The organism is Blattabacterium cuenoti (genome assembly GCF_014252115.1).
GTDB classification, from domain to species: Bacteria; Bacteroidota; Bacteroidia; order Flavobacteriales; family Blattabacteriaceae; genus Blattabacterium; species Blattabacterium cuenoti_AK.
The window spans coordinates 618,518-631,801 of sequence record NZ_CP059211.1 but is presented as its reverse complement, the minus strand read 5'-3'; the positions used below and the strand labels follow the sequence as shown (position 1 = coordinate 631,801).

15 protein-coding genes and 2 tRNA genes are annotated in these 13,284 nt (G+C 24.8%); 16 read left to right on the top strand and 1 reads right to left on the bottom strand.

Annotation, left to right across the window (positions count from 1 at the left end; translation table 11 throughout):
• The first annotated feature begins 147 nt into the window (after nucleotides 1-147).
• The 15 genes from H0H44_RS03080 (at nucleotide 148) to H0H44_RS03010 (ending at nucleotide 12,778) form a co-directional block, all read left to right on the top strand.
• Nucleotides 148-1,470: a mechanosensitive ion channel family protein gene (locus H0H44_RS03080; RefSeq protein WP_238786134.1), complete on the top strand. Its 1,323-nt coding sequence runs from the start codon at nucleotides 148-150 to the stop codon at nucleotides 1,468-1,470.
• Nucleotides 1,464-2,210 carry a pyridoxine 5'-phosphate synthase gene (locus tag H0H44_RS03075; RefSeq protein WP_185871647.1) on the top strand — a complete coding sequence of 249 codons (747 nt, stop codon included), beginning with the start codon at nucleotides 1,464-1,466 and terminating at the stop codon, nucleotides 2,208-2,210. The genes H0H44_RS03080 and H0H44_RS03075 overlap by 7 nt, the downstream gene beginning before the upstream one ends.
• Nucleotides 2,211-2,212: 2 nt before the next feature.
• The gene (locus tag H0H44_RS03070) at nucleotides 2,213-2,977 is read left to right on the top strand and encodes an alpha/beta fold hydrolase (RefSeq protein ID WP_238786133.1); all 765 of its coding nucleotides are present in this window, start codon (nucleotides 2,213-2,215) and stop codon (nucleotides 2,975-2,977) included.
• A 30-nt stretch (nucleotides 2,978-3,007) separates the two neighbouring features.
• Nucleotides 3,008-5,290: an aconitate hydratase gene (locus H0H44_RS03065; RefSeq protein WP_185871645.1), complete on the top strand. Its 2,283-nt coding sequence runs from the start codon at nucleotides 3,008-3,010 to the stop codon at nucleotides 5,288-5,290.
• Nucleotides 5,287-5,511: a membrane protein insertion efficiency factor YidD gene (gene yidD / locus H0H44_RS03060; RefSeq protein WP_185871644.1), complete on the top strand. Its 225-nt coding sequence runs from the start codon at nucleotides 5,287-5,289 to the stop codon at nucleotides 5,509-5,511. The genes H0H44_RS03065 and yidD overlap by 4 nt, the downstream gene beginning before the upstream one ends.
• 6 nt (nucleotides 5,512-5,517) lie before the next feature.
• The gene (gene lgt / locus H0H44_RS03055; RefSeq protein WP_185871643.1) at nucleotides 5,518-6,393 is read left to right on the top strand and encodes a prolipoprotein diacylglyceryl transferase; all 876 of its coding nucleotides are present in this window, start codon (nucleotides 5,518-5,520) and stop codon (nucleotides 6,391-6,393) included.
• A 6-nt stretch (nucleotides 6,394-6,399) separates the two neighbouring features.
• Nucleotides 6,400-6,924, top strand: a complete 525-nt coding sequence (locus H0H44_RS03050; protein WP_185871642.1) for a DUF192 domain-containing protein — start codon at nucleotides 6,400-6,402, stop codon at nucleotides 6,922-6,924.
• 67 nt (nucleotides 6,925-6,991) lie between these two features.
• Nucleotides 6,992-7,321: a HesB/IscA family protein gene (locus tag H0H44_RS03045; protein ID WP_185871641.1), complete on the top strand. Its 330-nt coding sequence runs from the start codon at nucleotides 6,992-6,994 to the stop codon at nucleotides 7,319-7,321.
• A gap of 4 nt (nucleotides 7,322-7,325) precedes the next feature.
• Nucleotides 7,326-8,768 (top strand): Fe-S cluster assembly protein SufB, encoded by a 1,443-nt coding sequence (sufB, locus tag H0H44_RS03040; protein WP_185871640.1) that lies wholly within the window; start codon nucleotides 7,326-7,328, stop codon nucleotides 8,766-8,768.
• Between the two features lie 11 nt (nucleotides 8,769-8,779).
• The gene (gene sufC / locus H0H44_RS03035; protein ID WP_185871639.1) at nucleotides 8,780-9,532 is read left to right on the top strand and encodes a Fe-S cluster assembly ATPase SufC; all 753 of its coding nucleotides are present in this window, start codon (nucleotides 8,780-8,782) and stop codon (nucleotides 9,530-9,532) included.
• Between the two features lie 12 nt (nucleotides 9,533-9,544).
• Nucleotides 9,545-10,849 carry a Fe-S cluster assembly protein SufD gene (sufD, locus tag H0H44_RS03030; protein WP_185871638.1) on the top strand — a complete coding sequence of 435 codons (1,305 nt, stop codon included), beginning with the start codon at nucleotides 9,545-9,547 and terminating at the stop codon, nucleotides 10,847-10,849.
• A gap of 6 nt (nucleotides 10,850-10,855) precedes the next feature.
• Nucleotides 10,856-12,091, top strand: a complete 1,236-nt coding sequence (locus H0H44_RS03025; protein ID WP_185871637.1) for a SufS family cysteine desulfurase — start codon at nucleotides 10,856-10,858, stop codon at nucleotides 12,089-12,091.
• 29 nt (nucleotides 12,092-12,120) lie between these two features.
• Nucleotides 12,121-12,438 (top strand): 50S ribosomal protein L21, encoded by a 318-nt coding sequence (gene rplU / locus H0H44_RS03020; RefSeq protein WP_238786132.1) that lies wholly within the window; start codon nucleotides 12,121-12,123, stop codon nucleotides 12,436-12,438.
• An 11-nt stretch (nucleotides 12,439-12,449) separates the two neighbouring features.
• A complete protein-coding gene (gene rpmA / locus H0H44_RS03015; protein ID WP_185871636.1) occupies nucleotides 12,450-12,713 on the top strand; it encodes a 50S ribosomal protein L27 in 264 nt (87 codons plus the stop codon).
• Nucleotides 12,704-12,778: transfer RNA gene (locus H0H44_RS03010), tRNA-Arg, on the top strand. Before rpmA ends, H0H44_RS03010 begins: the two co-directional genes overlap by 10 nt.
• 11 nt (nucleotides 12,779-12,789) lie before the next feature.
• Here the strand turns inward: H0H44_RS03010 and H0H44_RS03005 are convergent.
• Nucleotides 12,790-12,863 (bottom strand) — tRNA-Ile (locus tag H0H44_RS03005).
• 104 nt (nucleotides 12,864-12,967) lie between these two features.
• Here H0H44_RS03005 and H0H44_RS03000 point away from each other — a divergent pair.
• Nucleotides 12,968-13,279 carry a ribosome-binding factor A gene (locus tag H0H44_RS03000; RefSeq protein ID WP_185871635.1) on the top strand — a complete coding sequence of 104 codons (312 nt, stop codon included), beginning with the start codon at nucleotides 12,968-12,970 and terminating at the stop codon, nucleotides 13,277-13,279.
• The last annotated feature ends 5 nt before the right edge of the window (nucleotides 13,280-13,284 follow it).

Here is a 13,284-nt window from a genome sequence, read left to right as displayed (position 1 = left end):
AAATTTAAATTTTAAAAATTGAGTCAAAATTTTGATCATTCTAAATAAACTCAATATCTATTATATTATCCAATCTACAAAACATATAAAATGAAAATCTAAAAAATTATTGGAAATAATTAAAAATATAGTTAATTATTTAATGATATGAATCAATTAAGCAATAATTTTGGCTTTATGTATGATATAACTTTTATCGAAAAAATAGTAACAATTGTTTTTCAGATTCAAGAATTTTATGAAATTGTTCATAATTTAAATTTAAAAAAGTGGATTACTATAACTTTCGTAATAATTGGTAAAATTTTATTTTTTACTTTTTTTTTAATAATTTTAGAATTTATTTTTAATAGAGGAGTCCGTTTCATAGGAAAAAGAATAATAAATTCCACTCATTTTATTTGGAATAATATTTTAAATATTCTTTATGAGAATAAGGTTTTTGATAGTTTAGCGCATTTTTTTCCATTATCTATTGGTTTAATATTAATTGAACCTTTTTTCAAAAAAAACCATACAATAATCATTTATTTAGAAAAAATATTTGATATATTATTTGTTTTAATTATTCTACAATTTTTAATTCGAGTAGTAAATTCTATTATGAGAATAGCTACAAGTGAAAATAACCACCAAACAATAGCAGTTCGTTCTTTTTCACAATTACTAAAAATTATATCTATTATATTTTGTATTTTAGTCATTATTGCTATTCTGACAAAAAATGATCTGATTACTGTTTTAACTAGTTTAGGAGCTATTACAGCTTTTTTTATATTAGTATTTAGAGATACAATACTTGGATTTGTTTCAGGAGTACAAATGGCATCTACTAAAATGATAAAAGTAGGAGACTGGATCAGAATTCCTAAATATAATATAGAAGGAACAGTTATTGAAATCAATTTAACTTCTGCAAAGTTAGAAAACTTTGATAAAACTATTACTAGTGTACCTACTTACGATTTAATTTCTACAGCTGTTATAAATTTTGAATTTATGCGTCAAAAAAATATACGCAGAATTAAAAGATCTATTTTATTTAATATACAATCTTTTCATTTTTGTAATTCAAACAATTTAAAAAAATTTCAACACGTTTATTTAATTAAGAATTACATCCAAAAAAAACAAAAAGAAATAGATCTTTTTAATAAAGAAAAAAATCTTGATGTCAGTGTAAATATTAATGGTAGAAGATTAACAAATATTGGTCTTTTTCGTCAATATGCGTTTGAATATTTATCACAACATCCAAAAATATCGCAATCAGAAACTCTAATGGTTAGACATTTAGAACCTACTCCATATGGATTACCTGTAGAATTATATTGTTTTACAGATACTTCTGAATCAATTCAATACGAACAAATACAAGCTAGTGTTTTTGATCATTTATTAACAGCTGCAAAAGAATTTGATTTAGAAATTACACAAGTAACTAAAAAAGAAATTTTAACAAAATGGTAAAATTAAGTGTTAATCTAAATAAAATAGCTACATTAAGAAATGCAAGAGGAGGAGATACCCCCAATGTATCTCAGGTAGCAATAGATGTTCAAAAATTTGGATGTCAAGGAATTACAGTACATCCACGTCCTGATGAAAGACATATTAGATATAAAGATGTTTATGATATCAGTTCTATAATTACAACAGAATTAAATATTGAAGGAAATCCTACTGAAAAATTTATGAAATTAGTATTAGATGTAAAACCATCACAAGTCACTTTAGTTCCTGATCCTATTAATGCAATAACATCAAATTCTGGATGGAATACTTTTTTATATCAAGATTTTTTGACTGATAGAATTAGAAAATTAAAAGAGAATGGAATTCGTACTTCTATTTTTTTGGATCCAAAACCGGAATTAGTTTCATATGCTGCTAAAACAGGAGCGGATAGAATAGAATTGTATACAGGCTATTTTGCTACAGGATATGCGTCCAAAAAATGGAATTGTATTGAACCATATATTGATACAGCAAAAATTGCTGTAAGTAATCATATGTTAATTAATGCTGGACATGATCTAAATTTAGACAATATTTATTTTTTAATAGAAAAAATACCAAATATATCAGAGGTTTCTATTGGACATTCTTTAATTCATGAATCTCTATATATGGGTTTAGAAAATACAATACAAAGTTATTTAAAAAGAATTCACAAAGTAAGTAAATCAAATAAACATATTATACAATGATTATGTATTCTAAAATTTATGGATCTGGTATTCCTATTTTAGTTTTTCATGGTTTATTTGGAGATGGAAGTAATTGGATTTCTTTTGCTAGGAATTTTGAAAAATTTTACCAAATCCATCTTTTGGATATTAGAAATCATGGAAAAAGTTTTGTTTCTGATAAAATGAATTATGATCTTATATCAGAGGATATATTAGAATATATTAATAATTATAAATTAAATTCTCCTATATTAATAGGACATTCTATGGGAGGTAGAGCTGTTATGGATTTTTCTATAAAATATCCTATTATTCCGAAAAAAATTATAATTCTGGATATTAGTCCTAAAGCTTATACTTATAACAATCAAGAAAAATTAATTCATATTTTAAAAAAAGTAGATTTTAATTTTATTAATACTAGAAAAGAGCTTGAATTTTTTTTGAGAAAAAATATCTCTGATATGAAAATCGTATCGTTTTTATCTAAATGTATTAAAAGAAAAGAAAATGGAAAATTATGTTTTTCTTTTTCTCTATTAAAAATCGAAAAAAATTATAATTTTTTAATTCATAGAGAAATAAAAAACGGGATATATCATGGTTCTACACTATTTTTACGAGGTGAATATTCAGATTATCTGAATAATGAAGATTATAATTATATACGAAAGTTATTTCCAAAATCTACTATTCATACTATAACAAAATCTGGTCATTGGATTCATATAGACAATACCACAGACTTTTACAATGAAATAAATTCGTTTTTAAACGAAATGTAATTTTCGTATATTAAAATATATAATTTTTATATGATTTTTGATATTGATATGATTCAACATTTTTATTCAAATTTTTTATATAAAATTGAAAAAATCCGGAATTTAATAGATCATCCGATGACTTATTCTGAAAAAATATTGTATTCTCATTTAGTTGAGAAAACAAAAAATAAAAAAAGTTTTATAGACAAAAATGAAGATTACATGAATTTTTTACCCGATCGTGTTATAATGCAAGATGCAACGGCTCAAATGACATTGTTACAATTCATGCAAACCAAAAAATTTAAAACATTTGTTCCGACTTCTATTCATTGTGATCATCTCATATCTGCTAAAGATGGATCAGATTTAGATTTAAAAAACGCAATAGAAGAAAATAAAGAAATATATAATTTTTTGAGATCAGCATCTCATAAATATGGAATAGATTTTTGGGGACCTGGATCAGGAATAATCCATCAAGTAGTTTTAGAAAATTATGCGTTTCCTGGAGGTATGATTATAGGAACAGATTCTCACACTCCTAATGCTGGAGGATTAGGTATGTTAGCGATAGGAACTGGAGGATCTGATGCAGCTGAAATAATGTCAGGGTCGTTTTTAGAATTGAAAATTCCTAAAATAATGGGAATAAATTTGATAGGAAAAATTAATGGTTGGACTTCATCTAAAGATATAATCCTAAAATTATCTGGAATGATTGGAGTTTCTGGAGGAAAAAATTATATAATTGAATACTTTGGAGAAGGAGTTGATAGTATTTCTTGTGTTGGAAAAGCTACCATATGTAATATGGGTGCAGAAATAGGTTCTACAGCTTCTTTATTTCCTTATGATGTTAGAATGAAGGATTTTTTAAATAAAAATGGAAGGGATCAGATATCTATGATGTCAGAAAAAATAAAAGATTTTTTGAAGGCAGATCCAGAAGTGTATAAAGAACCACATAATTATTATGATAAAGTAATAGAAATAAATTTAAATGTTTTAGAACCATATATTAATGGTCCTTTTACTCCAGATAAAGCCACTCCCATTTCTCAAATGAAAAAAGAAGCAATCCAAAACAATTGGCCCACAAAAATTGAGGTAGGACTAATTGGTTCTTGTACAAATTCTTCTTATGAAGATTTGTCAAAAGCAATATCAATAATTCAACAAGCGAAAAAAAAGAAGTTGAAAATGAATTCAGAATATATGATATCACCAGGATCTAAGAAAATTTATTCTCTCATGAAAGAAAAAGGGTTTTTATCTATTTTTAAAAATGCTGGAGCTAAAATTTTTTCTAATGCTTGTGGTCCTTGTATTGGACAATGGGTAAGAAAAGGAAATAAAGAAAAAGAATATGTAAAAAAAAAAAATACAATTATTCATTCTTTTAATAGAAATTTTTCATCTCGTAATGATGGAAATCCAAAAACACATACTTTTATAGCGTCTCCGGAAATTGTCACTGCTTTAGTTTTTTCTGGAGATTTAACTTTTAATCCTGTAAAAGATAAACTAAAAAATGAAATAGGAGAGTATGTGAAATTTGAAGAACCTAAATCAATGGAGATTCCTAAAAAAAAATTTAATCTAAAAGAATTAGGATATGAAAATTGGATAGAAAAAAATAATAAAAATTTATCTGTAATCATAGAAAAAAATTCTAAAAGATTACAGATTTTATCTCCATTTCTAGAATGGGATAAAAATAATTTACTTAATATTAAACTTCTGATAAAAATAAAAGGAAAATGTACCACAGATCATATTTCTATGGCTGGTCCATGGTTAAAATATAGAGGTCATCTTGAAAAGATTTCTGAAAATTTATTAATGGGAGCTATAAATGCTTTCAATCATGAAAAAAATAAAGTAAAAAATGTTATAACGAGAAATTATAGTACTGTTTATGATCTTGCTAAATTTTATAAGTCAAAAAATATACAAACTTTAATTGTAGGAGAATATAATTATGGAGAAGGCTCTTCAAGAGAACATGCAGCCATGGAACCTCGTTTTTTAGGAGTTCGTATAGTCCTTGTTAAATCTTTTTCTAGAATACACGAAATAAATTTGAAAAAACAAGGAATTTTAGCTCTAACTTTTTTAAATCCTAATGATTATTACAAAATTCAAGAAGAAGATACTTTACATTTTTATGTAAAAAATATACGCCCTAATCAAAACATAAAAGTGGAATTAATTCATAATAACGGATTTAAAGAAAAGATTATAGTACAGCATTCTTATAATAAAAAAGAAATTCAATGGTTTAAAGCTGGTTCCTCTTTAAATTTTATTAAAAAAGAATACACATGAAAATTATAAAAAATTTTTTTATAAAAGTTATTAGATTATATCAAATGTTAATATCTCCATGGATAGGTAATAATTGCAGATATATACCAACTTGTTCAAATTATATGATTTTATCATTAAAGAAATGGAATCTAATCAAAGCACTTTTTCTAAGTGTAGGAAGAATTATCAAATGTAATCCGTGGGGATCTTCGGTTTATGATTCTAAAAAATCAATTTAATAAATTATGGAAAGATTAGGATATATTATTTGGGATCCTATTCACAAATTTAATTTGTGGAAAAATTTTTTCATTCATGTTTATAGTCTAATGTTTGTGATTTCTTTTTTGTTAGGATGGTATATCATGAAATATTTTTATCAAAATGATAATATAAATAAAAAATATTTGGACCATTTATTTATCTTCACTTTTTTTGGAACTTTTATAGGAGCAAGGTTAGGTCAAGCTTTATTTTATGATTTTTCATATTTTTCAGATCATTGGATTGAAATTTTTCTCCCTATAAGAAGAAATCAGCATAATTTTTTATTAGGATTTATAAAAGGCTATGAATTTATTGGATTTAGAGGTTTATCTAGTCATGGGGCAACTGTAGGAATCATTTTGTCTAGTTTTTTTTATTGTAAAACAATTTTAAAGGATAAATCTTTTATTTGGTTATGTGATAGATTATGCATTCCTATATCAATATCTTCTGTTTTTATTAGAATAGGAAATTTTTTTAATTCTGAAATCGTAGGAAAACCATGCAGTGAAAAGTTACCTTGGGGGGTGAAATTTGTACAAATGGATACGGAATATGGAGAAATAGTACCTAGACATCCTACACAAATCTACGAGTCAATTAGTTATTTAATAATTTTCTTATTACTTTGGTATTTATACAAAATAGGTAAAAAAAATCATAATGGATTTTTATCCGGAATTTTTTTTATTTTACTTTGGTCTGTTCGTTTTTTTCTAGAATTTTTAAAAGAACCACAAGGAAAAGAAACTATTAATTTTTTATCTATAAATACAGGGCAATGGCTAAGCATCCCTTTTATTATTTTTGGATTTCTTCTTTTGAATGTATCAAAAATAAAAAAATATTCTTAATAAAAAATGAAAAAAAACAATATTTTTTTATTTTTGATAATATGTTTTTGTTTTATTATAAATTCTTCTGAAAGATTTTTTGATGATTCTGATATGTTTTTAGAAATTGGGAATCTGTTAGAAATCAAATTTATTAAAAATGGAGAATTATATTTAATAAATAATAATTTCATTATAAAAAAAATAGATATAGAATTAGCATATTTAGATACGGAAAAAAAAAATGGATTAAAATATAGATCTTATATAAAAGAAAATAGAGGAATGTTATTTTTATTGAAAAATCAAGAAGAATATAAACAAATAAACATGAAAAATGTACAAATTCCTCTAGATATTGTATATATCGATCAATTTGATACTGTTATTTTTGTGAATAAATATATAAATCCTATGAAAGATATAGAAATTATAAATTTCCCTTCAAACACAAACATAAAATATATTTTGGAGGTTAACGCTGGAATGACAAATAAATGGGGGGTTAAAGAAGGACTAACTAAAATTAGTTGGGTTGTTAAAAATAATTAAATAATTTTAATCATGTAAAAAAATTATCTTTATTTTTTTATCTTGTTTAATTTTAAATTAAAAAAATATGGTTTTTATATCTGAAGAAGCTAAAAACAAATTAATTTCTCTCATGAAAAAAGAAGGACTTTCTCATAATGTTTCTTTTGTGAGATTTGGAGTTAAATCTGGTGGTTGTTCAGGAATGTCTTATGAGCTTACTTTTGATCAAAAAAAACAAGAAGGAGACAAGCTTTTTCAACATAAAGAAATGAAAATACTAGTTGATCAAGATAGTGTTCCTTATTTGAAAGGAACAATATTAGAATATTCAGATGGATTAGATGGAAAAGGATTTTATTTTAATAATCCTAAAGCTAAACATACATGTGGATGTGGAAAGAGTTTTTCATCATAATGAAATGAAAAAAAATAATAAAATACTGAAAGATTTATCTGAATCTGAATACAAATATGGTTTCTATACTCCAATAGAATCAGACAAAATTCCAGAAGGTTTAAATGAGGAAGTTATTCGAAAAATAACAGAAAAAAAAAAGGAACCAACATGGATGTTGGATTGGAGGTTAGAATCTTATTATATATGGAAAAAAATGGATCCTCCAAAATGGGCTAATATAAAATATCAGACTCCAGATTTTCAAAAAATAAGTTATTACTCTGCTCCCAAAAAAAAAATAGATTTAAATAATTTGGAAGAAGTAGATCCAGAATTAATAAATACCTTTAACAGATTAGGAGTTCCTATAGAAGAACAAAAAATACTTTCAGGTGTAGCAACAGATATAGTATTAGATTCCGTTTCTTTAGTTACTACATTTCAAAAAAAATTACAAGAAAAAGGAATCATATTTTGTTCTATAAACGATGCTTTAAAAAAACATCCAAATATTGTAAAAAAATATTTAGGTTCAGTTGTTTCCAAAAGAGATAATTTTTATGCAGCCTTAAATTCGGCTGTATTTTCAGATGGTTCTTTCTGTTATATTCCAAAAGGAATACGTTGTCCTATGGAACTATCTACATATTTTCGTATTAATGAAAATAAAACTGGTCAGTTTGAAAGGACTTTAATTATCGCAGATAAAGATTCTTATGTTAGTTATCTAGAAGGATGTACTGCTCCACAAAGAAAAGAACATCAATTACATGCAGCTGTGGTAGAAATTATAGCATTGGAAAATGCCGAAATTAAATATTCTACCGTTCAAAATTGGTACCCTGGAAATAAAAAAGGAGAAGGAGGTGTTTTAAATTTTGTTACAAAACGTGGATTATGTGAAAAAAAAGCAAAAATATCTTGGATACAAGTAGAAACAGGTTCTTCAATCACCTGGAAATATCCATCTTGTATTTTAAAAGGTGATTTTTCCATGGGAAAATTTTATTCTTTGGCTTTAACTAAAGATTTTCAACAAGCAGATACGGGAACTAAAATGATACATATAGGAAAACATACTAAAAGTGTTATTATATCAAAAGGAATATCCGTTGGAAAAGCTCAAAATAATTACAGAGGTTTGGTAAAAATTGCTTCTCAAGCGATCCATTCTCGTAATTTTTCTCAATGTGATTCTTTATTAATTGGAAATAAATGTGGAGCTCATACTTTTCCATATATTCATGTATATAATTCCACTTCCAAAGTGGAACATGAAGCTACAACTTCAAAAATTGGAGAAAATCAAATTTTTTATTGTAATCAAAGAGGAATAAGTACAGAAAAAGCAATTTCTTTAATTGTTCATGGTTTTAGTAATGAAGTTTTGAAAAAACTTCCCATGGAATTTGCAATAGAAGCCCAAAAACTTTTAGAAATTTCTTTGGAAGGATCTGTAGGATAATAATAAAAATTATGTTAAATATAGAAAATTTACATGTTTCTATAGGAAATAAAAAAGTTCTTAGAGGAATTAATTTAAAAATAAATGCAGGAGAAATACATGTTATTATGGGACCTAATGGATCTGGAAAAAGTTCTCTTGCTTCTGTAATAGCAGGAAAAAAAGAATATAAAATAACCGAAGGTAATATTTATTTTTTTAGTAAAAACTTGAAAAATTTGTTACCAGAAGAACGGGCACATTTAGGTATTTTTCTTTCTTTTCAACATCCAGTAGAAATACCTGGAATATCCATCATAAATTTTATTAAAACAGCGATTAATTCTATTCAAGAAGCAAAAAATGTGAATAAAATGTCTTCTAAAGATATTATTTTAAAAATAAAAGAAAAATCTTCTTTATTGGGTATTGAAGATGATTTTTATTATCGTTCTTTAAACGAAGGTTTTTCGGGTGGTGAGAAAAAACGTAATGAAATATTTCAAATGATGATGTTAGATCCTTTATTATCTATTTTAGATGAAGTGGATTCAGGTTTAGATATAGATGCTTTACGTATAGTTGCTCAAGGTATTAATACTTTTAAAAATGATAAAAATTCTATTTTAATTATTACTCATTACAAAAGATTATTAGATTACATTTTTTCAGATTATGTTATACATGTTCTATATAATGGAAAAATTATTTATTCAGGAAATCAAAAATTAGCTGAAAAATTAGAAAAAAAAGGATATGATTGGATAATAAGGAGCCAAGTATAAACAAAAAAAAACATGCAGTTAAAAGAAAAAATAACTTTGTTAATTAATAATTTTTCTTATGAAAAAAAAGTGGGTTCTTATATATCTTTTTTACAAAAAAAACATTCTAGTTTTTTTCAAAAAAAAGGATTTCCTTCTTCTTCTATAAATGAGGAATGGAAAAATACAGATATTGATTCAATTATTAATCAGGATTATAATATTGTTTCCGATAATGAAAAAATAAAAAATATAGAACATAAAAAAATAGAAGAATTCACTTTTTTAAAAAAAGAAAAATCTTTTATTTTGATTTTTGTAGATGGAAAATATAACCCTTATCTTTCTTACACTCATACAAAAAATATTATTTTATCAAATATAGCGTCTGTAAAGGAAAATGAAATTAAAGATTATTATGGTAGATTATCGTACCAATATGATACATTTTATACTCTAAACACATTGCTATTAAAAGATGGAGCATATATTTATATTCCTGATAATACATTTTTAGATGATCCTATAGAGATATTGCATATATCTACAGGTAGTATTGAATCTAAAATTATGTTGAATCACAGAAATTTGATTATAGTAGGGGAGTATTCTTATGTTAAAATTATAGAACATTATAAATGTTTAAAAAAACATCTTGTTTTTCTAAATTCTGTTAGTGAAATTTATGCTATGAACCATAGTATAATTGATTATTATAAAGTACAAAATGATTCAGAAGAGACTTCTGTAATAGATAATACATTTTTAAAACAAAATAAAAACAGCAAATGCACTGTGTACACTTTTTCTATTCAAGGAAATTTTATAAGAAATAATTTAAAATTTTATTCTAGTGGAGAAAAAACTTATTCTTATTTATATGGAATTTCTCTTTTGTCAGGAAAACAATTTGTCGATCATCATACTTTGATAAAACATTTTTGTTCAAATTCTTACAGTTTTCAACTGTATAAGAATATTTTATGTGAAAAATCCAAAGGTATTTTTAATGGAAAAATAGTTGTTGATAAATTTATCAAAGAAATAGATGCTTTTCAAAAAAATCATAATATTATTCTTTCCGATGAAGTGTGTTTATATGCTAAACCTCAATTAGAAATTTATTCTGAACATGTAAAGTGTTCACATGGTTGTACCGTAGGTAATATACAAGAATCTGAATTATTTTATCTTCAATCAAGGGGTCTTCCTGAAAAAAAAGCTAAAATGTTATTATTGTTATCTTTTTTAGAAGAAATGTTGGTTCCTATTCATATTTTTGAATTGAAAAAATTTATACATCAAAAAATGATGGAAAAATTATATAAACACTTATAATAATATATGTTTTCAGAAAAAGAAATACAGAAAATAAGAAATCAATTTCCTATTTTAAAAGAAAGAGTATATTCTAATCCTTTAGTTTATATGGATAATGCAGCAACAACTCAAAAACCTTTAAAAGTAATTCAAGCATCTCAAGATTATTATAATACTATGAATTCTAATGTTCATAGAGGTCTGCATTATCTTAGTCATAAAGCCACTTTTTATGTTGAAAAAGTAAGGGAAAAACTTCAAAAGTTTATTCATGCAAGATATTCTTCAGAAATTATATTTACAAAAGGTACTACAGAATCTATAAATTTAGTGGCTTCTAGTATGGATCCTTTTTTAAAAAAAGGAGACGAAGTCATTATTTCTTGTATTGAACATCACTCAAATTTTGTTCCGTGGCAAGTTCTTTGTAAAAAGAAAGGTGCTATTTTGAAAATAATATCTATTTATGAAAACGGATTTTTAAAATTAAAGGATTTTGAATTTTTAATTTCAAAAAAAACAAAAATAGTTTCTATTAGTCATATATCTAATGTTTTAGGGATTATAAACCCGATCAAAAATATTATTAAAAAATCTCATGAATATGGGGCTTTAGTTTTAATTGATGGAGCTCAAGCTCCATCTAATCTAGATTTAGATGTACAAGATTTAAATGTTGATTTTTATGTTTTTTCTGCTCATAAAATGTATGGACCTACTGGAATTGGTATATTATATGGAAAAAAGAAAATATTAGAAAAATTACATCCTTATCAATTTGGAGGTGAAATGATTAAAAATGTGAGTTTCAATCAAACAACCTATTCCGATTTACCATTTAAATTTGAAGCGGGGACTCCAAACATAGAAGGAATTATTGTATGGGGTTTTGCTATAGATTTTGTAAAAGAAATAGGAATTTCTAATATTCAATCTTATAAAAAAAATCTTTTGATATATGCTGTAAAACGTTTAAGTTTAATAGATGGAATCCAATTATATGGAAAAAGTAACGATTTTTCTAAAAAATCGGGTATTATTTCGTTTAACTTAAATAAATTACATTGTTTTGATGTGGGAAGTATCTTAGATCGTTTGGGAATTGCGGTTAGAACAGGTCATTTATGTGCACAACCTCTTATGGAATTTTTTAAAGTTCCAGGAATGATTCGTATTAGTTTTTCTATATATAATACTTTTAAAGAAATAGATTATTTGTTTGAAGGTCTTTTAAAAGCAAAAAAAATTTTATTGAAATAAAAAAAACTATCTTAGATTATTTATTCATTATGTATGCTATTGTTAATATAAAAGATAAACAATTTAAACTTATTGAAAATAAATATGTTTACATTCCTCACATTTCTACAAATGTAGGAGAAGAAATATTATTAAATCAAGTTGTTTTATTTTATAAAGAAGGAACAGTATTTTTAGGAAATCCTTTTTTAGAGAAAATAAACGTAAAAATAAAAATATTACAACATATAAAAGGTAAAAAAATCATTATTTTTAAGAAAAAAAGAAGAAAAGGATATAAAGTTAAAAATGGATTTAGACCTTTATTTTCAAAAATAAAAATAATTTCTTTTTTAGAAAAAAAATAGAATAATAATATATGGCTCATAAAAAAGGTTCTGGAAGTTCTAGAAATGGAAGAGATTCGTCAGGAAGAAGATTAGGTGTTAAAATATATGGTAACCAATACGTTAATTCTGGTAATATCATAATTCGTCAAAGAGGAACAAAACATCATCCGGGAAAAAATGTAGGAATAGGAAAAGATCATACTTTATATGCTATCAAAAATGGTTATGTTTCTTTTAAAAAAGGGAAAAATAACAAATCAATTGTTTCTGTTATAGAAACCAAGACTGGGTAGTTCAATTAGGACAGAACAATAGTTTCCTAAACTGTAAGTTGTGGGTTCGAATCCCTCCCCAGTTACAAAAAAAGAGTGGTCCCAGCTGGATTTGAACCAGCGACTCCCTGATTATGAGTCAGGTGCTCTAACCAACTGAGCTATGGGACCTGAAAAAAAAATGAAAACTGTGCAAGTTTACAACATTATTTTTCCTATTACAAATTTTTTGAAAGTTTTCTTCATATTATACTTGTAATTCAATTGATAAAATTATGAAAAAAGTGAATTTGATTAAAAATAATAGATTATCTTCAATATTTTTTATGGAAATAGCAGAAATTATTAATAATGAGGAAATTTATTTTAATCAAAATAAAAATAGAATTTTAGTTACTTTGATGAGGGTATATTTCAATCCTGAAATAAACTTAATAAAAGCATATATTATTGTTTATCCTTTTCTGGATCAAAAAGTATTCAGCTATATTCGTAGCAGATCTAAGTTTTATAGAAAATTGCTTTCTAAAAGACTTAGATATCGTGTGAAAAAAATTCCAGAATTGCATTTCTGTGCGACTGTATAATATTT